The following is a 23813-nucleotide window of genomic DNA, read 5'->3' as shown; positions in this document are numbered from 1 at the left end:
AACAGCATGAGACACAGCTTCCCTCGCGGCGTCGCCGCGCTCTCCGCCGTCGTCGTCGCGGGCCTCGCGCTCGCCGGGTGCTCCGGCGGAGGCGGCACCGACGAGACCGACGGCGGCTCCGACGCCGACTTCGAACCGCTCACCTCGGTCTCGCTGCAGCTGCAGTGGCTGCCGCAGGCGCAGTTCGCCGGCTACTACGTCGCCCTCGATCAGGGCTACTTCGAGGAGGAGGGCTTCGACGAGGTCGAGATCATCCCCTCCGGCGGCGACATCGTGCCGCAGGACGCCCTCGTCGCCGGCGACGTCGACTTCGCCGTGGCGTGGGTGCCGAAGGTGCTCGGCACGCTCGAGGCCACCGGCGTGGAACTCACCGACATCGCGCAGGTGTTCCAGAAGTCCGGCACGATGCAGGTGTCGTGGGCGGGCGACGGCATCGAGTCGGTCGCCGACTTCGAGGGCAAGCGCATCGGCTCGTGGGGCTTCGGCAACGAGTGGGAGATCTTCGCGGCCATGGCCGACGAGGGTCTGGACTCCACGACCGTGTCGGTGACGACGCAGGACTTCAGCATGAACGCGCTGCTGGACCGTGACGTGGATGCCGCACAGGCGATGACCTACAACGAGTGGGCGCAGATCCTCGAGGTCGTGAACCCCGAGACCGGCGAGCTGTACCAGCCGGAGGACTTCGACGTCATCAGCTACGAGGACACCGAGGGCGCCATGCTGCAGGACGCCCTGTGGGCCGACACCCAGCGCCTCGCCGACGACCCGGCCTACGCCGACGCCGCCGTGCGCTTCCTCAAGGCCGTGACCAAGGGCTGGATCTTCGCGCGCGACAACCCCGAGGAGGCGGCGGAGATCACCTACGACGCCGCGATCAACGCGGAAGCCGCGTTCCCGGTCGGGCCGGTGCACCAGCTCTGGCAGATGAACGAGGTCAACAAGCTCATCTGGGGCGGCGGCGACTTCGGCGTCGTCGACCAGACGGCGTGGGACCGGACCGTCGCCGGCGCCCTCGCGGCGACCAACCAGGACGGCCTCAACCTCATCACCACCGAACCCGCCGACACGGCCTACTCCAACGACTACATCCAGGACGCCCTGGACCAGCTCGTGGAGGATGGGCTCGTCGTCGATGGGGACTACACCCCGATCGAGGTCACCCTCACCGAGGGTGGCCAGTAGCACCTCCTGCTGCCGGCCGGGCGCCCGGCCGGCAGCACCCCCTCGAGAAAGGCCGACGATGACCGACAGCACAGACGCCCGCGCGCTGGAGCTGGACCGCACCCACGTGTTCCACTCCTGGTCGGCGCAGCACTCCCTCTCCCCCATTGTCGTGGCCGGGGGCCTCGGCACGCGGGTGTGGGACCATTCCGGCCGCACCTACCTCGACTTCTCCAGCCAGATGGTCAACGTCAACATCGGCCACCAGCATCCGGCCGTCGTCGCGGCGATCCAGCAGCAGGCCGCCCAGCTGGCCACCATCGCCCCCTCCACCGCCAACCTCACGCGCGGCGAAGCGGCCGCCCGCATCGCCGCGAAGGCGCCCGACGGGTTCGAGAAGGTGTTCTTCACCAACGGCGGCGCCGACGCCGTCGAGAACGCCATCCGTCTCGCGCGCCTGCACACCGGCCGCGACAAGGTGCTCTCGCGCTACCGCTCGTACCACGGCAACACGGGGGCGGCCATCGCGGCGACCGGCGACTGGCGGCGCATCCCGAACGAGTTCGCCCGGGGGCACGTGCACTTCTTCGGCCCGTATCTGTACCGGTCGGAGTTCTGGGCGACGACGCCCGAGCAGGAGACCGAACGGGCGCTGCACCACCTCGAGCGGGTCGTGCAGGCCGAGGGCCCCAGCGGTATCGCCGCGATCCTGCTCGAATCCCTCCCCGGCACCGCCGGCATCCTGGTGCAGCCTCCCGGCTACCTCGCGGGCGTGCGGGAGATCTGCGACCGTTACGGCATACTCCTCATCCTCGACGAGGTGATGTCGGGGTTCGGCCGCACCGGCAAGTGGTTCGCGTTCGAGGGACACGACATGCGCCCCGACCTCATCGCCTTCGCGAAGGGGGTCAACTCCGGCTACGTGCCCGTGGGCGGGGTCATCATCTCCGACGAGATCGCAGCGACCTTCGATGACCGGGTGTTCCCGGGCGGGCTCACCTACTCGGGGCATCCGCTGGCGGCCGCCTCGATCGTGGCGGCGCTGGACGCGATGGAATCCGAGGGGATCATCGACAACGCCCGGCGCATCGGCGACGAGGTGCTGGGGCCCGCGCTGGCGGGCCTCGCCGAGCGTCACCCCGCCATCGGCGAGGTGCGCGGCGAAGGGGTGTTCTGGGCGCTCGAGCTCGTCGCCGACCGCGACACGCGTGAGCCGCTGCCGGCGGCGACGATCGGCGCGCTCAAGCAGGGACTGATCGCGGCGGGACTGCTGCCGTTCACGGCGGAGAACCGCATCCACGTCGTGCCGCCCTGCGTCGTCACCGACACCGAGGTCGCCGAGGCGATCGACATCTACGACACCGTCTTCGGCTCCCTGCTCTGACGGACACGACACGGATGCCGCAGCCGCGGCATCCGCAGGAAAGGACGATCAACGTGAACGACATCCTCGACCACTGGGTCCGCGGAAGTTCGTGGGCGGGCGCATCGACGCGCACCGCCCCGGTGTACGACCCCGCTCTCGGCACCGTGCAGAAGGAGGTGCGCCTGGCCACCCAGGCCGACGTGGGCGCGGTCGTCGCCGCGGCATCCGACGCCTGGCTTCAGTGGCGTGACACCTCGATCGCCAAGCGCACCGCGGTGATGTTCGCCTTCCGCGAGCTGCTGCACGCCCGCAAGGAAGAACTGGCCCACATCCTCACCTCCGAGCACGGCAAGGTGCTCTCCGACGCGCTGGGCGAGATCGCCCGCGGCATGGAGGTGGTGGAGTTCGCGTGCGGGCTCGGGCACCTCACCAAGGGCGCCTACTCCGAGAACGCCTCCAGCGGCGTGGACGTGTATACGCTGCGCCAGCCCCTCGGCGTCGTCGGCATCATCAGCCCGTTCAACTTCCCCGCGATGGTGCCGCTGTGGTTCTTCTCCATCGCCCTGGCCGCCGGCAACGCCGTGGTGCTCAAGCCCAGCGAGAAGGATCCGTCGGCGGCGAACTGGCTGGCCGCCCTGCTGCGCGAGGCGGGGCTGCCCGACGGGGTGTTCAACGTCGTGCACGGCGACAAGGAGGCCGTCGACGCGCTGCTGGCGCACCCGGATGTGCGCGCGATCTCGTTCGTGGGCTCCACCCCCATCGCCCGCTACGTCTACGAGACCGCGACGGGTCACGGCAAGCGCGTGCAGGCGCTGGGCGGCGCGAAGAACCACATGCTCGTGCTCCCCGACGCCGACCTCGACCTCGCCGCGGACGCTGCCGTCAACGCCGGATTCGGCTCGGCCGGTGAGCGCTGCATGGCGATCTCGGTCGTGCTCGCCGTCGACGCCGTCGCCGACGTGCTCGTCGACCTCATCCGCGAGCGGGTGGCGACGCTGCGCACCGGCGACGGGCGGCGTGGCTGCGACATGGGTCCGCTCATCACCGGCGCCCACCGCGACAAGGTCGCCTCGTACATCGATGTGGCCGCAGCCGACGGGGCCGCCGTCATCGTCGACGGACGCGACGTGCAACCCGACGGCGCGGCCGACGGTTTCTGGCTGGGGCCCACCCTGCTCGACCGGGTGCCGACCACGTCGGCGGCGTACCAGGACGAGATCTTCGGGCCGGTGCTGTCGGTCGTGCGAGTGGACGGCTACGAGGAAGGGCTGGAGATCATCAACGCCAGCCCGTACGGCAACGGCACCGCCATCTTCACCAACGACGGGGGCGCCGCCCGCCGCTTCCAGCGCGAGGCGCAGGTCGGCATGATCGGCATCAACGTGCCCATCCCGGTGCCGGTGGCCTACCACTCGTTCGGCGGCTGGAAGGCGTCGCTGTTCGGCGACGCCAAGGCGTACGGCCCGCACGGGTTCGACTTCTTCACCGCCGAGAAGGCCGTCACGAGCCGCTGGCTCGACCCGTCGCACGGCGGGCTGAACCTGGGGTTCCCGCAGCACGACTGAGGGGCGCCACCCCGCACGCGCATCGCCCCGCCGCGGGTGCGCGTGCGGGCGCGGGCGCGCGCTCGGGCGGGTGCGGGCGCGTGGTCGCGCCTGGTCAGGGCGCGTACACCCGCAGCCCTGCGGGCACTGCCCGAACGGCGAGGACGAAACCCGACGGCGACGCCTGCTCCAGTTCACCGTCGTGCACGTACACGGCCGGGGCGGCGCCGGGCTGCACACGCACCCGCCAGCTGTCGGTGACCTCGCGTTCGAACTCCGATGCGGGCGGCATCACGCGCAGCGCCCGCAGCACCTGCAGGGTGCGACGGCCGAACGCGAGCGAGGCCATCGCCCGCACCCGCGAGCCTCGGGCGTGGTGCAGCCGCACATCGAGCACCGGATCATCCAGCGTCACGCGCTGCATCATGGCGTGGCGCTGCGGGTCGTTGCGCCCCACCCCGACGAACGCCGACCAGATCGTGGCGGTGCGACCGTCGCGGCTCACCCGCACCGGCCGGCCCTCGCGCAGCGCGCTGAAGATCGCGCCCACCCCGCCCAGCCATTTGCCGAGGCTCGCCCGCTCGGTGCGCTCGGCGAGGAACTGCGGATAGTTCCCGAGCGACACCGCGTTGAGCACCGTGATCGGGTCGCCGTCGTCGATGGACAGCTCGGCGACGGTCACCTCGCGCAGCCGGCCTGCCGCGAACGCGGCGAGCGCGGCATCCACGTCGTCCAGTCCTGCCGAGCGGGCGAAGTGGTTGAACGTGCCGCCGGGGACGACGAACAGCGGCACGTCGTGCGCGCGCGCCAGGTGCGCCATGCGCGACACCGACCCGTCGCCGCCCAGCACGCCGAGCACGCGCGGCGGGTCGCCGCCTGCCATCGCCTCGGCCACGACGTCGTCGAGATCGTCGTCGGGGCCGAGCTCGCGCACCCGCGCCCGCGGCAGGCGCGCACGGATCTCGGGCAGCGGATCCGCACGCACCACCGCCTCCCCGGCGCGGCTGTTCACGAGCAGCAGCAGCCCTTCACCGTCGGGGCGGGCGGGGGAAGTCTCATCGGGCATGCCGCGACGCTACTCCGCGCCGGCGGATCGACTGCATCGCTTGACAGCGCCCGGCTAGGCTGGCCGCTACCTGACAGCCGTCGGTGCATCGCTGCGCCGGCCGACCCCGAAGATCGGAGGTTCCCATGTCCATCAAGGCCGTCACCACCCGTGAGCGCAAGGCCATCGTCGGCGAACCCGAGGTCGTCGAGGACGCCGGCACCGTCGAGACGTCGCCGCACTGGCTGTCATTGAAAGATGCCGCCACGGCGCTGCAGGGCATGCAGGCCCCCGACGGCTCGGTGCCCGACGCCGACGACCACGGCGACGCGCGTGCGTGCGTCGAGGCGATCGTCGAGGCGATCCGCGGGCTCGCGCCGGCGTTCCCGCACGATGCCGACTACCTCGCGGCGTCGGTGCACGACTTCGAGCGCTGGGTCGACGGCGGGTTCGGGGTGCCCGACTTCCTCGATTCGCTCGTGGCGTTCCAGCCGCAGCGGCAGCGCGTGGACGGCATCCGTCACCTCATCGTGTTCCCGATGTACACGCAGAACGGCTCGCGCAACCGCTTCGTCGAGGCTGTGCTGGTGGAGGTGATCTGGCCGGAGTTCATCGCGGAGCTGGAGACCCGGTACACCAACGGCCTGTTCGTCTCGCTGCGGCTCGTGGATTTCACGCCCGGATACGACACGAACTCGGCCGTGCTGTTCCCCGAGACCGTCGCGATGCGCGAGATCCCGTCGTTCACGTGGGGCGCGATCTTCCAGGACCGTGAGGCGGCGCGCTACCGGCGGGTCGTGCGTGCGGCCTCCGAGATCACGAAACTCGAACTGCCTGCGGAGGCTGCGCGGCTGCTGGAGGATCAGCAGCTGGCGGAAGCGACGTTCGTCATGTGGGACATCATCCACGACCGCACGCACATGCGCGGCGACCTGCCGTTCGACCCGTTCATGATCAAGCAGCGCATGCCGTACTTCCTCTACACACTGGAGGAGCTGCGCTGCGATCTGACGGCGTTCCGCGAGTGCGTCGCGATCCAGCGCGAGCTGCAGGCACGGGTGGATGCCGGTGAGCAGCTGCTGCCCACCGAAGCCGAGATGCTCGAGCACGCGGGGCTGGTGCAGTACGCGGTGATCTTCGACCGGATCTTCCGGTTCGCGATCACCGGCACGCGGGTGCGCAACTACGACGGACTCGGCGGACAGCTGCTGTTCGCGTGGCTGCATCAGCGCGGCGTGCTGCACTGGACCGACACCGCGCTCGCGTTCGACTGGGACGAGGTGCCGGCGGCGGTCGTGGCGCTCGGCGACGCGATCGACGAGCTGTACTGGCAGTCGATCGACCGGCCGAAGCTCGCGCACTGGCTCGCCGCCTACGGGCTGGTGCGCTCGGTCGTGACGCCGCACCCGGCTTCGCTGTGGGCGCAGGGGCTGCCGGCGGAGGTGCTCGCCGGACCACCCAAGGGGTACACCGACGCGGTGCTGGACGACGAGTTCCCGCTGTCGATGTTCTACGAGGCGCTCGAGAAGAAGATGCGCGACGTGATCGCCTCGACCGCCGGCATCCGCGGCACGCACTGACGCCCGCGCGCGGCGCCCGCGCCCGCCCGCGCGCCCGCGCCGCCCGCGCCCGCCCGGCGCCTGAGAAACCACTTTTCGGCCGAGACACCACGCGTTGCGGTGTTCCTCAGCCGGAAAGTGGTTTCTCGGCGGATGGGGTGGGCGCGGGGGCGGGGGCGGCGGCGGGGGCGGCGTAGAAGGCAGACAGGCGCCGGTAGGAGCGGGTCGTGAAGGCGAGCAGGGCGGCGGCGACCATGATGAGGCCGCAGATGAGGAACACCAGGGCGATGCCGCGCGCCTCGCCCTCGCCGAGGAGCCAGCTCCAGGTGTCGGCACCGGCATCCGTCGCCATGTACGGGATGATCCAGAACTGCGCGATCGGCGCGATGAGGAACGCCGTCACCGGCGCTGCCGCCGACTCGAACGCCTGCGCGAAGCCGAATACGCGCCCCTGCCGGCGGAACGGCACCACCTTCTGGATGACCGTCTGCTCGGATGCCTCGACGGCGGGGATCAGCGCCATGTACACCCAGATGCCGGCGGCGTACAGCCACCACCACTCCCGGATCGTGAAGGTCGCCCCCAGCAGCCCCATCACGACCACCGCGAGCAGCAGCGTGCGCACGGGGTTGCGCCCGAGACCCTTCGCGGCGATCACGAGGCCGCCGATGATGAAGCCCGTCGCGGCGACGCCGAAGACGATTCCCCACATCTCGACGGAGAAGAGGGTCAGGCCGTACGGGTCCATGAGGGCGATGTAGACGCCGCCGATGAGGTTGTTGAACGTGGAGAAGATGATGAGGGCGAACAGGCCGGGCACGGCGGCGATCGCGGCGACGCTGCCGCGGATGTCGACCTTCGCGATGTGACCTTCGACGTGGGCGGGCTCGGTCTCGGGGACCCGCAGGAACATCAGGTGCACGAGCGCGGCGGCCGTCAGCACGACGGCGATGAGGATGGTCCACCCCATGCCCAACAGCCCGAGCGCGAGCCCCGAGAACACACTCGTGACGATGAACGCGAGCCCCTGCACGGTGCCGACGAGGCCGTTGGCGTTGGCGTGCCGGTCGGTGGGGACGAGCAGGGTGACGGTGGTCGACAGTGCGATGTTGCGCATGTTCTCCACGACGGCGCCGAGCAGCACGATGGCGGCGAACACCCAGAACCACGGCTGTCCGAGGTCGACCAGCGTGGCTTCGGGGAACAGCAGATACACGATGCCGGCCACGATGAACGCCGCGAGCGTCGCGAGGCTCGACAGCACCATCACACGGTGCTTGCGGTGTCGGTCGACCAGAGTGCCGAACGGGATCGCGAACAGCGCCACGAACAGCATGTACGCGCCGCCGATGATGCCCGTCGCCAGCACCGACTGCGTCTCGAGGTAGGCCCAGAACGTCAGCGCGAACCAGAGCGAGCTGGTGGTGAGGTTGGCGACGGCGGTGTTGATCAGCACCTGCACGAATACGCGCATGCCCGCGGGCGGGGCGAGGTTGTCGGATGCCGCGGTGTCGTCGGCTGTGGTGCCGTCGGTCATGCAGCGAGGGTAATCACCGGCGCCGACACCGGCCACCCCCTCCGCTGCAGGCTGCGCCCGGAGACGCAGTATCCGCCCCCGCGCACAACGTCGCTGATCCGGCGCCGAACAGCGGCGGTGGGCCCCGAATCAGCCCTCGACGGCCCGGATCGGCGACATTGTGCGCGCCGCCGCCGGCACACCCGACCCTGCCGCGCCGCGCCGCCGGGCGGGAGCACCGCGCGGCTAGGCTGAGTCACCGTGACGACCCTCCACGACACCGCGGTGCGCGGCTTTGCCAGTGACAACTATTCCGGCGTGCACCCCGAGGTGCTCGCCGCGATCGCGGCGGCCAACGACGGCCACCAGATCGCCTACGGCGAGGATGCCTACACCGCGCGACTGCAGGAGGTGTTCGCCCACCACTTCGGCGAGGGCGTCGAGGCGTTCCCGGTGTTCAACGGCACCGGCGCGAACGTCACCGGCCTGCAGTCGATGCTCCCCCGGTGGGGCGCGGTGATCGCGGCATCCACCGCCCACATCAACGTCGACGAGGGCGGCGCCCCCGAGCGCGTGGCCGGCATCAAGCTGCTCACCGTGCCGACCGACGACGGCAAGCTCACCCCCGAACTGGTCGATCGCGAAGCGTGGGGCTGGGGCGACGAGCACCGCGCCCAGCCGCTGGTCGTGTCGATCACGCAGTCCACCGAGCTCGGCACCCTGTACACGCCCGACGAGATCCGCGCCCTCGCAGATCATGCGCACGGTCACGGCATGCGCCTGCACCTCGACGGCGCGCGCATCGCCAACGCCGCCGCGGCCCTCGACCTGCCGCTGCGGGCGTTCACCCGCGACGTCGGCGTCGATGTGCTGAGCTTCGGCGGCACCAAGAACGGCGCGATGCTGGGCGAGGCCATCGTGGTGCTCGACCCCGCGGCATCCGAGGGGCTGCGGTACCTGCGCAAACTCAACATGCAGCTCGCCTCGAAGATGCGGTTCGTCTCGGCGCAGCTGATCGCGCTGCTCGAGGGCGACCTGTGGCTGCGCAACGCCCGGCACGCCAACGCGATGGCCCAGCGCCTGCGCGCCGAGGTGGAGGCGGGCATGGCCGCGGGGTCGATCCGGGGCGTGGAGTTCACCCAGCCCACCCAGGTCAACGGCGTCTTCGCGACGCTGCCGGAGGGCGTCGCCGACGCGCTGCGCGAGAGCTTCCGGTTCTACGACTGGGATGCCACGAAGCGCGAGGTGCGGTGGATGTGCTCGTTCGACACCCACCCCGACGACGTCGACGCGTTCGTCGCCGAGCTGTCCCGCCTGACCCGCGGCTGACCCGGGCCCGGGGGCACGCCGGCATCCGCCGCCCCCACCGTCGGTGAGAAACCACATTCCGGGTGAAACACCGCGCACCGCGTGGTGTCTCACCCGAGAAGTGGTTTCTCGGCGGGGGTGGGGGTGGGCCGGCGGGTCCGCGACAGCTCGGGGCAGCGACCGCGCGCGGTCAGCGACCGCCCCGGGTCCGCGACAGCCGGGGTCAGCGGCCGAGCGCGGCGGCCACGTCCAGGAGCGTCGACGGCTCGCCGACGTTGCCGGGCACCACGACGTACAGGCGGTCCTCGCCCTCGGCGGAAGCGAGGTCCCACACCGATACCCCGGGCAGCACCTGCCCGCGCACGCGAGCGCGCGTCGCGCCCACGCCGGTGCGGGCGAGTTCGGCCGACGTGATTCCGCCCTTGGCGACCACGGCCGCGACCTCGGGCACGAGCGCGCGCACGGCGACCGTCAGCGCCCGCATCACCAGCTCGCCGTGCTCCAGGGTGTTGTGCTCGGCGCGGCGGTGCCGCTCGGTCGCGAGGATCGCCAGTCCCCCGGCGGCCAACTGCGCCCGCGCGCGATCGGCGGCGGCGAGCCCGGCGGCCACGGGATCAGCGAAGGCCTCGTCGGTGGGGATGACCACCGCCGCGCCGTGGCGGGCTTCGAGGGCATCCAGCTGGGCCGTCGCCCCGGCGGTGTGCGACCCGCAGGCGACGAGCGTCGGCACCGGGCCCGACACGAGCGGCAGCGGCAGCAGGCCGTCGCTGGCGACGCCGGCCAGCGCGGCCGCCAGCGGCGCGGCGCTGCGCACGACCACCGAGCGACCACCGCGGCGTGCGGCGACGATGCCGGCGGCGACGGCGGCGATGTCGGCATCCGTCTCGGCGTCGGGCACGACGACGGCCCCCACGGGCGCCGACAGGATGGCTGCACCGACGCCTCCCGCACGCACGTCGGCCAGCGGCACACCGACATGCGCGCGGCCGGACTTCTCGGCGACATACTCCGACAGCACGCCGGAGGTGAACGGGAAGACCGGGTCGTCGGCGTACTCGGTCTCATGGGCGGGATGCCGCTCGGCGCCGATGCGCACGAGGTGCACGCCGTCGACGGTGGTGCGTCCTCCGGCGGGGAAGGCCGGGCAGAAGACGATGACCGAATCGTCCTCGACGAACTGGTCGGTCTCAGCGAACACGTGGCCGCGGAGGGTGGAGTCCCCGCGCAGCACGAACTGCACCTCTTCGCCCAGATCGGCGGCCGCCTGCCGCGCGGCGTCGCGCACCTCCCGCACGAGCGCCACCGCGGCGGCCTCGTCGATCGCACGTGAGTTGGTCTGCACATACACACTGTCGGCGGCGATCAGCGCATCGCGGATGCCGGCGGCATCCACCTGCAGCAGCACATCGACCCCCGACGCCGACTGCGTGCCGGTGGGGTCGTCATCGAGCACGACGGTCTTCATCGATCCCCCTGGGGCGGAGCGGCACGGCGATAAGTCTCGATCACGCTCGAGTCGTCGCGGGTGGTGAGTCCGGCGTCGGCGGCGGCGAGGAAACGCTCCCGCGCCGCCTGCAAGACGGGAAGGTCGATCCCCGCGGCCTCGGCCGCATCGGCGACCAGACCGGTGTCCTTGACGAAGATGCCTATCTGGCTGAGCACCGGGGCGTCGGCTTCGAGCATGCGCGGGCCTCGGTCGCCGAGCATGAAGGATGCCGCCGCTCCCCCACCCACGGCGTCGAGCACGAAGGCGGGATCGAGGTCGAGGCGCTCCGCGAGGGCGAGCGCTTCGGCGGCGGCGACGATGTGCACGGCGCACAGATGCTGGTTGACCACCTTCACCGCCTGGCCGTCGCCGGGGTGCGCGCCGACGATGCGCACGGTGCCCAGGGCCTCGAGCACGGGGCGGACAGCGGCGATCGCGGCATCCGCGCCGGAGACGAACAGGACGAGGTCGCCGCGCGAGGCCCGGGCGATGCCGCCGCTGACGGGCGCGTCGACCACGGTGCCGCCGGCGGTCTCGAGGCGCCGGGCGGTCTCGCGCACGGCGTCGGGGCCGACGGTGGACGAGAGGAGCCAGGCGCGATCGGCGACGCCTGCGGCGAGGGCCGCATCGACCACCGCCGACAGCTGGGCGGAGGTGGCCACCATCACGACGACCACCGCGGCGTCGCCGATGCCGTCGATGCCGGCGATGGAGTCGATGCCGGCCTCGGCGGCGCGCTCCCGACCGGCGGGGGCAGGTTCGACACCGATCACCGGGATGCCGCCACGGGCGATGGCGGCGGCCATCGGGAGCCCGATGGCCCCGAGCCCGACGAAGGCGACCTGCGGGGATGTGCTCATCATCGTTCCTTTCGGAAAGCACCGCGGGATGCGCACGAGCGTGCGCACCCCGCGGGTCGTGTCAGTGGCCCGGCACCGCGGCCGGAACGTCTTCGTCGAGCAGTTCGTCACCCTTCGAGCGGAAGAAGCGCGTGCAGGCCATCATCACCGCGGCGAGGAAGGCGAACACCCCGAGCGAGACGACACCCCAGGCGCCGCTGTCGGTGGGGACGGCCTCGTTGATGCCGGTGCGCATGATGGGCGCGACGAACCCGCCGAGGTTGCCGAGCGAGTTGATCAGGCCGATGCCCGCTGCCGCCGCGGCGCCGGTGAGGAACGCCGTGGGGAACGACCACGTGATGGGACCGGCGGAGAGGAAGGATGCCACGGCGACCGTGATCGCGGCGATGCCCAGCAGCGGCTGCCCGTTGGCTCCGGCCCACGCCGAGACGAGGATCGCGACACCGGTGAGGAGGAAGAAGATCGTGCCCCAGTTGCGGCGGCGACGGATCGTGTTGGCGTGCTTGCCGAAGTAGTAGCAGGCGAACAGACCCACGGCCCACGGGATGGCGGTGATCAGTCCCACCTCCCAGCCGACGGCCTTGCCGATGAGGCCGGCCACCTGCTGCGGCAGGTAGAAGGTGGTGCCGTACACGGCGATCTGCAGGCAGAAGTAGATGATGGTGAAGTACCACACCTTCCAGCTGACCATCGCGGCGCCGATGCCCTTCGGACCGTCCTCGTGCTTGACGGAGTTCTCGTGCTCCATCACCGCCTTGAGGGCGCCCTTCTCGTCGTCGCTGAGGAACTTCGCCTTCTGCGGCGAGTCGACGAGGAAGAAGAACGCGGCGATACCGGCGGCGACGGCCATCATGCCCTCGACGAAGAACATGACCTGCCAGCCTGCCCAGGGCGTGAACTGCTCGCCGAAGCTGATGAGGCCACCCGACAGCGGGGCGCCGAGCATCTGCGAGAACGGCTGGGCGAGGTAGAACAGCGCGAACATCTGCACGCGGCGCTTGTTGGGGAACCACTGCGCCAGGAACATGATGACACCGGGGAAGAGCCCCGCCTCGGTGACGCCGAGCAGGAACCGCAGCACGATGAACATCGTGTCGTTGGTGACGAAGGCGAAAGCCGAGGCCACGATGCCCCACGTGATGGCGATGCGGGCCAGCCAGAAGCGGGCGCCGAACTTGTCCAGCAGCAGGTTCGAGGGGATCTCGAAGATCGCGTAGCCGATGAAGAAGATGCCGGCACCGAGGGCGTAGGCGCCGGCGGTGATGCCGCGGTCGACCGAGAGGGCTTCTTCGGCGAAGCCCACGTTGGTGCGGTCGAGGAACGCGACGAAATACAGGATGATCAGCATCGGCATGAGGCGATACGTCGCCTTCTTGATGCCGCTCTCCAGGTGCGGATTCGCCAGCAGTGTGCGCGCTGTGGCGGTGTGGGTCGGTACGGACACGGAACTCTCCTTCGAGTGGGTGACTGCAGGTTTTCGGCTCAGGCGCCGAGATTGGGGATGATCAGGATGAGGGCGACCACCACGCACACCACGCCGATGACGAGGTAGGCGATGCGGCCCTTGGACCAGGAACGGGACATGAGGATCCTCAGTGCATGTAGAGGCCGCCGTCGACGTTCAGGGTCTGGCCCGTCACGAATCCGGCGTCTTCGCTGATGAGATACGCCACCGCGGCTGCGATGTCACGGGGGGTGCCGATGCGCGGCAGCACGCCGTCGGCGGCCATGGCCTGCTTCCGCTCCTCGCTGAGCGTGCCGCCCATGATGTCGGTGTCGATGGGTCCGGGGGAGATCACGTTCGCCGTGATGCCCCGCGGACCGAGCTCGCGGGCGATGGAGCGCATGAGGCCGATGACCCCGGCCTTGGATGCGGAGTACGGGGTCTTCGAGAACGTCCCGCCGCCGCGCTGGGCCGACACCGAGGAGATCCCCACGATGCGTCCGACGCCGGCGTCGGCGAGGGATGCCGCGACGCGCTGGGTGACCCAGTGCACGCCTTCGAGGTTGACGCCCAGCACCCGGTGCCATTCCTCGGGGGTGACCTCGAGGTAGGGCACGGGCGAGGAGACACCGGCGAAGTTCACGAGCGCGACGACCTGCGGCAGGTCGGCCTCGATCGCGTCGACGGCGGCGATCGCCTGCTCGCGGTCGGCGAGGTTCGCCCCGACGCCCACGGCCTTGACGCCGTGCGTGCGGGCGACGTCGGCGGCGGTCGCGGCGGCGGCCTCGCCGTCGACGTCGATGATGCCGACGTTCCAGCCGAGTTCGGCCAGGTGGTAGGCGGTGACCCGTCCGATGCCGCGGGGGCTCGCGGCTCCGGTGAGGATGACGGTGCGCTCAGTGGGGAATGCGGTGGCCATATCGGTTCCTTCAGTTCTCGTCGGCGGCGGCCGGGTGGATCGGGGCGGGGCCGAGCTCGTCGATGAGCTTCTGCATCGCGACGTACGCCTTGTTGCGGTAAGCGATGAGCTCGGGGGTGCGCTCGGCGGGGACATCGAGGAACCCCGCGCCGGACTTCGTGCCGAGCTTGCCTGCGGCGACGAGGTCCTCGAGGATCGGCGGCGTCGCGAAGCGCTCGGGGAACTCGGTCTGCAGCGACGCGTAGCAGAACGCGTAGACGTCGAGCCCGGCCATGTCGGCGATCGCGAACGGTCCGAAGAACGGCAGGCGGAACCCGAACGTGGTGCGCACGATCGTGTCGATGTCCTCGGGCGTCGCCACGCCCTCTTCCACCAGCTGGGTCGCCTCGTGGAACAGCGCGTACTGGAGCCGGTTGAGTACGAACCCGGTGGCGTCCTTGACCCGTGCGGTCTGCTTGCCGGTGGCGGCGACGATCTGTTCGACGGTCGGGAGGATCGCGGCATCCGTCGTGGCGTGCGGGATGAGTTCGACACCCGGGATGAAGGGCGCCGGGTTGGAGAAGTGCACACCGAGGAAGCGCTCGGGGTTCACGACCGCCTCCGCGAGGCGGCCGATGAGGATCGTGGAGGTGTTGCTGCCGATGATCGCGTCGGGCGCGGCCGCCTCGCTGATGCGGCGGAGCGTCGCATGCTTGATCTCGATCTTCTCGGGGACGGCCTCCTCGATGAAGGTGGCGCCGGCCACGGCATCCTCGATCGTGGCGGCGGTGATGCGCTCGGCGATGGTCTGGGCTGCGTCGGCGGGGAAGAGCCCGTCGGCGGCGAACTGCGCGGCCTCGGTGATGAGGCGCTCGCGGTTGCCCTCGGCGATGGCGAGCTCCACGTCGGCGATGCGGACGTCGGCGCCCGAAAGCGCCAGCACCTGGGCGATGCCGCCGCCCATGTAGCCGCTGCCGATGACGGCGTAGACGGGTCGGGTGTTGTCGGTCATGTTCGTCTCCTTCTGGTTCGACGCGGCGGTGCGTCGAATCGATCGGGCCGCTCAGGCCCCGGCGGGCTCGGGAAGCAGGGACTGCAGGTAGGTGCGGTTGGTGGCGCAGACCCCCAGGCTGTCGCCGCCGTACTGCTCCATCAGGAACGGCCCGGCGAATCCGAGCTCGATCGCGCGGGCGACCATGGCGCGGTAGTTGATGAGACCGAGCTCCATGCTCGTGGGGGTGGAGGTGTACCAGGTGCCGTCCGGCGCTTCGTCACGGGTGTAGTTCTTCACGTGCCAGTAGTTCGCGTACGGCAGGGTCTTCTCGTGCATCTCGCGCCAGTCCTCGATGGGACGGTGCAGGCGCACGAGGTTGCCGATGTCGGGGTTGAGGCCGACGTTGTCCAGGCCGATCTCCTCGATGAGGCGCACGGCGCTGTCAGCGGTGCCGAGGTAGGTGTCCTCGTACATCTCCAGCGACATCGGCAGCCCCACGGATGCCGCGTGCTCGCCCAGTTCGCGCAGGCGCTTGACCGCGAGCGCACGGGTGTCGGCGTCGTCGGGGTCGACCGCACCGGTCGCGGTCCAGAACCACAGCGCGCGGCGCTGGGCGTCGGAGAACGGCTGGTGCAGGCCCGTGGAGAAGACCTGCAGGCCGAGCTCCGCGGCGGCGTCGATCGTGCGGTGGGCGTAGGCGAGGTTCTGTTCGCCGCGGCCGGGCTGGATGACGCTCTGCCGCTGCACGTGCACCGAGATGGGAGTCACACCGTGTGCGCGGGCGATGCTGAGCAGCTCCTCGCGACGGGAGGCATCGAGGTCGGCGGGACGGATGTGGCTGTCGGCGAGTTCGATCGCGGTGAACCCGAGGCGCGCGACCTGACCGAAGACGTCGTCCCAGACTTCGGGGGCCGCGTCGTGCAGAGCCGTGCCGTCACGGCCGACGGGCGGGAACCCGTGCATGCAGACGGCGATCGGCCAGGTCTGGCTGTCGAGGGGTGCGGCAAGTGACGTATCGGTCATGACGGCTCCATTGGCGTGTGATGCGTTTCGTCGATCCTACAGGATCGACGATGAGCAGGGAAGTGTGGTCCCCGCTCGGAGCGTCAGCCGGCGCGTTCGATGTCGAGCGACCGCGACCGGACGAGTTCGATGTGACGTCGCATCGCCTGCTCGGGAGCCCGCGCATCGTCGGCCGCGAACGCCTCGACGATGGCCTCGTGCTCGGCCATGGCCTCGCGCACATCGGTGATGCCATGCAAGGCCGCCTGGCGCATGCGGTGAAGCTGCGCGCCGAGTGTCTCGGACATGTCGGTGAGGTAGCGGTTGCCGCAGTGATCGAAGACGACCCGGTGGAAGGCGGCATCCGCCGCGAAGTACGCCGTCGTGAGGGCGACGTCGGGCGTTCCGCCCGAGAGGGTCGCGATGACGCGCTCGCCGGCGATACGGTGCTGATCCTGAGCGGCCCGCAGCTCACTCAGCAGCGCCGGCGTGGCGGGGGTCGCCAGCCGCGTCGCGGTGGATTCGAGCATGAGGCGCGCATCGAACAGCTCCGCCAGCTGCGAGGGACGCAGCGGCGGCGCCACCCGGTAGCCCTTCAACGCTTCGCGGGTGACGAGGCCGGTGCGCTCCAGCTGCACCATCGCCTCGCGCACCGGGGTGGGCGAGACCTCCAGCTGCCGGGCGATGGTGTCGATCGACAGCCGTGCGCCGGGTGCGACCTCGCCGCTCAGCAGTAGCTGCAGAATGCGGTCGTAGACGTGATCTCGCAGTCCGCGGCGCTCGATCGATCCCTGCAGAGCGCCGAGGCCCCGCGTCTCGCCGTCCGACATCATCGTGTCTCCTCCTGGCGTGCGGCGAGGATCTCGGCCGCTTCGTCGAGAATGGCGCCGAAGGCGCGCGGGTCGTGGGCGAACCGGCCGAGGAAGATGCCGTCGACGGCATCGGCGATCTCGGTGAGCAGCCCCGGACCGGCGCTGCCGCCGTAGATCACCCGGGTCTGCTCGGGTGCGGATGCCAGGTGCGCGCGCAGCGCCCGGCACACCGCGTCGATGTGGTCGACGCCGGCGGGCTCGGGGGCCCCGATCGCCCACAGCGGTTCATAGGCGACGACGATCTCGCCGTACCTGCCCGCGGCCCGCGCCGCCGCCAAAGCCGACTCGATCTGGCGTACGCACTCGGCGACGGCCGCTGCCCGGTCGCCGCGCTCCGCCTCACCGACACACACGAGGGGGACGAGGCCGTTGCGCTCTGCGGCGAACACCTTCGCCGCCACGACGTCGTCGGTCTCGCCGTACAGGCGGCGACGCTCGGCGTGCCCCACCTCGACGAAGCGGCATCCGAGTTCGGCCAGCACGGCGCCGCTGACTTCGCCCGTGTAGGGCCCTTCGTCATGGGTCGCGAGGTCCTGCGCGCCGACGGCGAGCCCGACTGGCGAGCCGATTTCGACGCACGCCGGAATGGCGGGGTACTGCGGGATCACGAACGCCGTCACCCCCGCCGCGGGCGCGGAGTGCGTCGCCAGGATGTCCGCGACCTCCCGCGTCCACGCGAGGGTGCGCGCGTGCGAGAAATACATCTTCAGGCTGGAGCCGATGAGCATCTCGCGCCCTTCCGTGTCGGCAGGTGACTCAAGAGCCTTCGTAAGCGCAGATCTCCTGCACCTTGTCGGCCGAGGCGCTCTGCGGGTCGAACGTGTAGGTCAACCATTCGCGCGCGAGGCGGCGGGCGAGCTCGATGCCGACGACCCGCTGACCCATGCAGAGCACCTGGGCGTCGTTGGAGAGCACCGAGCGCTCGACGCTGAACGAGTCGTGCGCGGTGACGGCGCGGATGCCGCTGACCTTGTTCGCCGCGATCGCGACCCCGAGACCCGTGCCGCAGATGAGGATCGCCCGGTCGGCGGTGCCGGCGGCCACCCGCTCGGCGGCCGCGATGGCAATCGTCGGGTAGTTCGTGTTGCCATCGGCATCCACGCCCACATCCACGACGTCGGCGACGAGGTCGTTCGCGAGCAGGTCGGCCTTGATGCGTTCCTTGTACTCGAAGCCCGCCTCGTCGGAGCCGATCACCAGTCGAAGTGCCATGTCAGTCTTCCTTCTTCAGAACGTCCAGAACGGTATGTGCGACCAGCGCGAACGACACCGCGCCCGGGTCGGGGGTGCCCAGACTCCGGTCGCCGTGCGACCGGGCGCGGCCGAGGCGGGCGGTGAGATTCGACGTCGCCTCCGCCGCGGCGGTGGCGACGCCGGCGGCGTGCGACCAGGCATCGATCAGGGTGTCGCCGCCGGCGAGCCGCTCGGTGAGGTCGTCCGAGAACGGCACGATCGCGTCGATCATGGTCTTGTCGCCTGGCTTGGCCTTGCCGAACGACATGACGGCGTCCTTCATGGCCGCCACCCCCGCGCCCACGGCATCCGCGGTCACCGCGTCTTCATCGCCCACGGCCGCGCCGAGCGCGACGAGCATCTCGCCCCAGATGGCGCCCGACGTGCCGCCGCCCTTGTCGGCCCACGCGTCGCCGGCGTGCTGCAGCGTCGTCTGCGCCCCGGCGGCGGAGCCGGCGGCACCGGCGGCGGCCTGGTCGGCGGCGCGGCTGCCGCGCTGCATCCCGATGCCGTGGTCGCCGTCACCGGCGATGCGGTCGATGCGGCCGAGCTCGTCGGCATGCGCATCGAGCATGGCCGCGACCGCGGCGAACGCCCGCGAGATCACCGCGGCGGCCGCGCGGGAGGCATCGGAGGCGGCGCCGATCTCGTGCGCGTCGTCCAGGGCGGTGAGCTCGGCATCCTCCACGGCACGGCGCCCCGATACCTCGCCGCGGCGGAACGCCGGGGTGTCGCAGGGGGCGAGCCACAGCTGCTCGAGCTCATCGTCGAGCCACAGGAGGGTCAGCGAGGCGCCGGCCATGTCGAAGCTCGTGCAGAATTCGCCCACCTCGGGCGAGACGATCTCGACGCCGGCGTCCGTGAGGAGGGTGTGGATCGTGCGGTACACGACGAACAGCTCCTCGTATTTGACGTTTCCGAGGCCGTTGAGGATGGGGACGACCCGCGCGCCGGCGAGGTCCACGCCCGCGGGGCGCTCGTCGAGCAGCTTCGTGACGAACATCTCTGCGAGGCCCGCGGCGGTCGGGATGTCGACCTCGTCGATACCCGGCTCGCCGTGGATGCCGAGCCCCACCGCCATACGGCCGGCGGGTACGTCGAACAGCGGCTCGTCGGCGCCGGGGAGCGTGCAGCCACCGAAGGCGACTCCGGACGAGCGGGTGCGGTCATTGGCGAGGCGGGCGAGGCGCTCGACGTCGTCGAGGTCGTGGCCGGCTTCGGCGGCGGCACCGGCGATCTTGAACACGACGAGGTCGCCGGCGATGCCGCGACGGCGCTCGAGCTCGTCCTTCGGGGCGCTCCAGACGTCGTCGGTCACCAGCACCGTGCGGCAGTCGATGCCGGCGGCCCGCATGCGCTCCTGCGCCTGACCGAAGTGCAGCACGTCGCCGGCGTAGTTGCCGAAGCTCAGCAGCACGCCGCGACCTTCGTGCGCGGCCGTCGCGACCGTGTGCACCTGGTGCGCGGAGGGCGACGCGAAGAGATTCCCCATGGCGGCGCCGTGGGCGAGCCCTGGCCCCACCAGTCCACCGAAGGCGGGGTAGTGACCGCTGCCGCCGCCGATGACGACGGCCACGGTGGGCTCAGCGCCACGCGTGGCGCGCACGACACCCCCGGTGACCGGCCGCACCCAGCGCGCGGACGCTGCCGCGAAGCCTTCGATCATCTCCTCGGCGAAATCGTCGGGGTCGTTGAACAGCCGCGTCATTGCGTTCTCCTCTGGAAGGAAGGGGTGGTCTCATAATCCTATTGGAAATTGGATCGCGAGACCACCGGAACTTCCCCCGACGGTCAGCGCAGGGCGCCCACCGATGCCAGGGCGAGTCGCACGAGCGTGCCCCGGCCGCCCTCCATCTCGGCCGACAGGGCGTCGGTGGCTGCTTCCGCCGGCGTCATCCATGTCACTTCCAGCGCGTCCTGACGCGGTTCGCACGTGCCGGTGACCGGCACCACGAACGCGAGCGACACGGCGTGCTGCCGGTCGTCATGGAAGGCGCTCACTCCCGGGATCGGGAAGTACTCCGCCACGGTGAACGGCACCGGCTGCGGCGGCAGCAGCGGGAAGGCCATGGGGCCGAGGTCGTTCTCGACGTGCCGGAACAGCGCATCGCGCACCGTCTCGCCGTAGCGCACCCGGCCCGACACGATCGTGCGGGTCATCTCCCCCAGCGGCGTCGCCCGCAGCAGAATACCGACCTCGGTCACCGCTCCCACCCCGTCGGTGCGCACCGGGATCGCCTCGACGTACAGAATCGGCAGGCGCCGGCGTGCCTCGGCGAGTTCGACCTCGCTGAGCCAGCCCGGGTTCTGCGACGAGCGGGCCGAGGGTGAGCCGAAGCCCAGCGGGTCAGGCGGCGTGCCGTCGTCGTCGCGGTCTGCTGGGTCGGGGTCGGGGGTGCGGACGGCCATGCTCCTATGTATACCAACCCGGCGTCGGTGCGTCCTGTCAGGATGGAGGCATGGTCGCCGTTCCCGCCCTCGATCCCGACGTCGTGCGCTGGTCGGTGCCTCCGGCCGAACGCGCCGGACGCCCCCTGCTGGTGGTGCTGCACGGCTACGGATCGGACGAGAACGACCTGTTCGCCCTCGCGCCGCTGCTGCCGCCCGAGTACGTGGTCGCCGCCGTCCGCGCGCCGCTGTCGCCGCCGTGGCCGACCCCCGGCTACTCCTGGTACCCGATCGAGGGACTCGACGAGCGCCGGCCCGACGACGTCACGGCCGCCGCGACGCAGCTGGTGGCGTGGGTGGATGCCGCGAGCGGGGCGGCATCAGTCGGTCTCCTCGGCTTCTCGCAGGGCGCGGCCGTCGCGCTGCAGGCGCTGCGCCTGCGCCCCGACGCCTTCGCGTTCGCGGTGAACCTCAGCGGCTACGTCACCCCGGGCATCCTGCCCGGCGATGAACGCCTGGCCGAGCGCCGCCCGCCGGTGTTCTGGGGGCGCGGCACGCACGACGACGTCATCCCCACCGCGCTCGTCGACCACACGGTGCAGTGGTTGCCCGACCACGTCGACCTCAGCGGCCGGGTCTACACCGGCCTCACCCACAGCGTCTCGCAGCCCGAACTCGACGACGTCGTGGTGTTCCTGCGCAAGCGGCTCGACGACGCCGCACCCACCCCGCCGGCTCCCTAGCCAGAGCGCGGGGGCGTCGGGTATGGTGACCTGCGTCCTTGACCCCCACGTGAGGAATGAAATGACGGAGATCGTCGCGGCCGCGCAGTAAGCGCGCTGACCGTCGATCCTTCGACGCGGAAGCGCATCCCTGCGCTGACCCGTCGATCCCGTCGCCTTCCGGCCCGGACGTCCTCACGTCGGCCGACGCCGCGACCCTTCGTGTCAGCGCGCCCCCGAGCATCTCGGGGCTGACGACGAAGGAACCGCATGCCCACCCTCTCCCCCTCCCCCGCCGTCGTGCTCGACCGGGTGTCGTTCGCGTGGCCCGACGGCACGCCCGCCCTCGCCGAGGTGACGGGCGCGTTCGCCGCCGCCCGCACCGGCCTCGTCGGCCGCAACGGGTCCGGTAAATCGACCCTGCTGCGCCTCATCGCGGGGCAGCTCGCCCCGGCGTCGGGGCACCTCTCGGTCACCGGTGAGGTCGCCCTGCTGCCGCAGACCCTCACCCTCGGGGTGGAGCGTCCCGTCGCCGACCTCCTCGGGGTCGGCGAGACGCTGCGGGCGCTGCGCGCCATCGAGGCGGGTGACGTCGACCCCGCCCGCTTCGATGCCGTCGGCGACGACTGGGACGTCGAGGCGCGGGCCGCAGCGGCGCTCGCCGACGCGGGGCTCCCACCCGCCGCCCTCGACCGCCGGGTCGGCGAGCTGTCGGGCGGTGAGGCGGTGCTGGCCGCCGTCGCCGGCATCCGCCTGCGCCGTGCCGAGGTCACGCTGCTGGACGAACCGACCAACAACCTCGACCGCGATGCCCGCGCGCGGCTCGCGTATCTCGTGCACGACTGGCCCGGCGCGCTCATCGTGGTGAGCCACGACGTGGCGCTACTGGAACTCATGGACGAGACCGCCGAGCTGTACGGCAGCGCGCTGTCGACGTTCGGCGGCCCGTACTCGTCGTGGCGGGAGGCGATGGCCCGCGAGCAGGATGCCGCACGCCAGGCCGAGCGCACGGCCGCCCAGGTCGTGCGCCGCGAGAAGCGCGACCGCATCGCGGCGGAGTCGACGCTCGCCACCCGCGCGGCGATGGGCCGCAAGGCCGAGCACGACAAGCGCGTGCCCGGGATCATCGCCGGCAACCGCAAAGGGGCGGCGCAGGTGTCGGCGGGAAAGCTGCGAGGCATGGTCGCCGACCGCGAGTCGGCGGCACGGGAGGCGTGGGATGCCGCCGGCCGCCGCGTCCGCGGCGACGCCCGGCTGCACATCGACCTGCCCGACCCCGGGGTGCCGGCGGGCCGCCGCATCGCGACGATCGGCGACGGCGAGCGCTCGTGGATCGTGCAGGGACCCGAGCGGGTCGCCCTCGTCGGTGTGAACGGCGCGGGCAAGACGACGCTGCTCGAGCGGCTCGTCGCGTCCGCCGCCGACTCCGGCGCCGGGGCCGGCGCGCACAATGTCGCCAATCCGGGGCGGATCTCCCCGGAACAGGCCGATTCGGGCCGCGACGGCGCGGATCAGCGACGTTGTGCGCGGGCCGAGGCGCACACCGACCGCGTCGGCTACCTGCCGCAGCGCATCGACGGCCTCGACGAGGCGGCGTCGGTGTTCGACACCGTGCGCACCGCGGCGCCGGGCATGCCGCCCGCCGAGCTGCGCAACCGGCTCGCGCGCTTCCTCATCCGGGGTGCGACGGTCGACCGCCCGGTGGCGAGCCTGTCAGGCGGCGAGCGGTTCCGCGTCGCGCTGGCGCGGCTGCTGCTGGCGGACCCGCCGCCGCAGCTGCTCATCCTCGACGAGCCGACCAACAACCTCGACCTCGACACGGTCGACGAACTGGTCGACGCGATCGCCGCCTACCGCGGCGCCGTGCTCGTGGTCAGCCACGATGATGTGTTCCTGCAGCGTCTCGAGCCCGACCTCGTGCTCGAGCTGTCGGGTGGGGGCGCACTGGCCGAGCGCGGGCTCAGCCGAACGGCACCGCCGCGACCACGGTGACCTCGATCGTCGCGCCGTTGGGGGCGTCATAGGTCACGGTGTCGCCCACCGAGCGGCCCGTGATCGCCACGCCCAGCGGCGACGACGGCGAGTACACGTCGAGCTCGACCTCGGTGCCCTGGCGCACGAGTTCGCGGCTGCCGAGCAGGAAGGTCTCTTCGGAGCCGTCGCGGGTGAAGCGCACGGTCACGGTCATGCCGGGTTCGACGAGACCGTCGTCGGGCTTGGTGCCCACCTCGGCGCGGCGGATCAGATCCCGCAGCTCCACCTGGCGTCCCTGCGGGACGTCGCCCTCGGCTCGAGCGTTCAGCTCATCGAGCTCGGCCTGCAGTGCGGCGAGCGCGCCCGCCGTCATCCACACGGTGTCCCTCTGGTTCGACATGATTCCCTCACTTGGCAGACGATCTCCCAGGCTATCCC

General features: G+C 71.3%; 21 protein-coding genes. 7 read left to right on the top strand and 14 right to left on the bottom strand.

The window, feature by feature from the left end:
* The first annotated feature begins 6 nt into the window (after positions 1-6).
* The 3 genes from H9651_RS11335 to H9651_RS11325 are packed head-to-tail and all read left to right on the top strand — an operon-like array spanning position 7 to position 4095.
* Positions 7-1185, top strand: a complete 1179-nt coding sequence (locus H9651_RS11335) for an ABC transporter substrate-binding protein (RefSeq protein WP_191719431.1) — start codon at positions 7-9, stop codon at positions 1183-1185.
* 58 nt (positions 1186-1243) lie between these two features.
* Positions 1244-2548: an aspartate aminotransferase family protein gene (locus H9651_RS11330; RefSeq protein WP_191719430.1), complete on the top strand. Its 1305-nt coding sequence runs from the start codon at positions 1244-1246 to the stop codon at positions 2546-2548.
* 14 nt (positions 2549-2562) lie between these two features.
* Entirely contained in the window at positions 2563-4095 is a 1533-nt protein-coding gene (locus H9651_RS11325; RefSeq protein ID WP_191719429.1) for a CoA-acylating methylmalonate-semialdehyde dehydrogenase, read from the top strand.
* Positions 4096-4189: 94 nt separating this feature from the next.
* Here H9651_RS11325 and H9651_RS11320 read toward each other — a convergent pair whose 3' ends face one another.
* Positions 4190-5140, bottom strand: coding sequence for a diacylglycerol/lipid kinase family protein (locus H9651_RS11320; protein ID WP_191719428.1), 951 nt, complete (start codon positions 5138-5140; stop codon positions 4190-4192).
* A gap of 125 nt (positions 5141-5265) precedes the next feature.
* Between H9651_RS11320 and H9651_RS11315 the strand changes: the two genes are divergently transcribed.
* Positions 5266-6699 carry a DUF6421 family protein gene (locus tag H9651_RS11315; protein WP_191719427.1) on the top strand — a complete coding sequence of 478 codons (1434 nt, stop codon included), beginning with the start codon at positions 5266-5268 and terminating at the stop codon, positions 6697-6699.
* Positions 6700-6805: 106 nt separating this feature from the next.
* On the opposite strand, the gene H9651_RS11310 is transcribed toward H9651_RS11315, so the two are convergent.
* On the bottom strand, positions 6806-8152 hold the full coding sequence (locus H9651_RS11310) for an MFS transporter (RefSeq protein WP_191719491.1): 1347 nt from the start codon (positions 8150-8152) through the stop codon (positions 6806-6808).
* 303 nt (positions 8153-8455) lie between these two features.
* On the opposite strand from H9651_RS11310, the gene H9651_RS11305 reads away from it, so the two are divergent.
* Complete coding sequence (locus tag H9651_RS11305; protein ID WP_191719426.1) at positions 8456-9523, top strand: threonine aldolase family protein; 1068 nt, start codon at positions 8456-8458, stop codon at positions 9521-9523.
* Between the two features lie 202 nt (positions 9524-9725).
* Here the strand turns inward: H9651_RS11305 and H9651_RS11300 are convergent, their stop codons facing one another.
* The 11 genes from H9651_RS11300 to H9651_RS11250 all read right to left on the bottom strand — a co-directional run bounded on the left by H9651_RS11300 (position 9726) and on the right by H9651_RS11250 (position 20700).
* On the bottom strand, positions 9726-10967 hold the full coding sequence (locus H9651_RS11300) for a four-carbon acid sugar kinase family protein (protein ID WP_191719425.1): 1242 nt from the start codon (positions 10965-10967) through the stop codon (positions 9726-9728).
* A complete protein-coding gene (locus H9651_RS11295) occupies positions 10964-11848 on the bottom strand; it encodes an NAD(P)-dependent oxidoreductase (protein WP_191719424.1) in 885 nt (294 codons plus the stop codon). The genes H9651_RS11300 and H9651_RS11295 overlap by 4 nt, the downstream gene beginning before the upstream one ends.
* 61 nt (positions 11849-11909) lie before the next feature.
* Complete coding sequence (locus tag H9651_RS11290; protein WP_318244853.1) at positions 11910-13292, bottom strand: MFS transporter; 1383 nt, start codon at positions 13290-13292, stop codon at positions 11910-11912.
* 148 nt (positions 13293-13440) lie between these two features.
* Positions 13441-14211, bottom strand: a complete 771-nt coding sequence (locus H9651_RS11285) for an SDR family NAD(P)-dependent oxidoreductase (RefSeq protein WP_191719423.1) — start codon at positions 14209-14211, stop codon at positions 13441-13443.
* A 10-nt stretch (positions 14212-14221) separates the two neighbouring features.
* On the bottom strand, positions 14222-15202 hold the full coding sequence (locus tag H9651_RS11280) for a 3-hydroxyacyl-CoA dehydrogenase family protein (protein WP_191719422.1): 981 nt from the start codon (positions 15200-15202) through the stop codon (positions 14222-14224).
* 51 nt (positions 15203-15253) lie between these two features.
* On the bottom strand, positions 15254-16207 hold the full coding sequence (locus H9651_RS11275; protein WP_191719421.1) for a sugar phosphate isomerase/epimerase family protein: 954 nt from the start codon (positions 16205-16207) through the stop codon (positions 15254-15256).
* Positions 16208-16290: 83 nt separating this feature from the next.
* Positions 16291-17019 carry a GntR family transcriptional regulator gene (locus tag H9651_RS11270; protein WP_225216673.1) on the bottom strand — a complete coding sequence of 243 codons (729 nt, stop codon included), beginning with the start codon at positions 17017-17019 and terminating at the stop codon, positions 16291-16293.
* The gene (locus H9651_RS11265) at positions 17016-17786 is read right to left on the bottom strand and encodes a triose-phosphate isomerase family protein (protein ID WP_191719420.1); all 771 of its coding nucleotides are present in this window, start codon (positions 17784-17786) and stop codon (positions 17016-17018) included. The genes H9651_RS11270 and H9651_RS11265 overlap by 4 nt, the downstream gene beginning before the upstream one ends.
* A 28-nt stretch (positions 17787-17814) precedes the next feature.
* Positions 17815-18270, bottom strand: a complete 456-nt coding sequence (locus tag H9651_RS11260) for a ribose-5-phosphate isomerase (protein WP_191719419.1) — start codon at positions 18268-18270, stop codon at positions 17815-17817.
* Between the two features lies 1 nt (position 18271).
* On the bottom strand, positions 18272-19999 hold the full coding sequence (locus H9651_RS11255) for a dihydroxyacetone kinase family protein (RefSeq protein WP_191719418.1): 1728 nt from the start codon (positions 19997-19999) through the stop codon (positions 18272-18274).
* 83 nt (positions 20000-20082) lie between these two features.
* Positions 20083-20700 carry an NUDIX hydrolase family protein gene (locus H9651_RS11250; RefSeq protein WP_191719417.1) on the bottom strand — a complete coding sequence of 206 codons (618 nt, stop codon included), beginning with the start codon at positions 20698-20700 and terminating at the stop codon, positions 20083-20085.
* A gap of 50 nt (positions 20701-20750) precedes the next feature.
* Between H9651_RS11250 and H9651_RS11245 the strand changes: the two genes are divergently transcribed.
* Complete coding sequence (locus H9651_RS11245; protein WP_191719416.1) at positions 20751-21422, top strand: alpha/beta hydrolase; 672 nt, start codon at positions 20751-20753, stop codon at positions 21420-21422.
* A 249-nt stretch (positions 21423-21671) separates the two neighbouring features.
* A complete protein-coding gene (locus tag H9651_RS11240; RefSeq protein ID WP_191719415.1) occupies positions 21672-23393 on the top strand; it encodes an ABC-F family ATP-binding cassette domain-containing protein in 1722 nt (573 codons plus the stop codon).
* Here the strand turns inward: H9651_RS11240 and H9651_RS11235 are convergent.
* Positions 23362-23775 (bottom strand): GreA/GreB family elongation factor, encoded by a 414-nt coding sequence (locus H9651_RS11235; protein ID WP_191719414.1) that lies wholly within the window; start codon positions 23773-23775, stop codon positions 23362-23364. The two genes, H9651_RS11240 and H9651_RS11235, sit on opposite strands and share 32 nt — an antisense overlap.
* Between the last annotated feature and the right edge of the window lie 38 nt (positions 23776-23813).

The sequence above is a fragment of the Microbacterium pullorum genome, assembly GCF_014836535.1.
Lineage (GTDB): Bacteria > Actinomycetota > Actinomycetes > Actinomycetales > Microbacteriaceae > Microbacterium > Microbacterium pullorum.
This window is presented reverse-complemented; position numbering and strand designations above follow the sequence as displayed.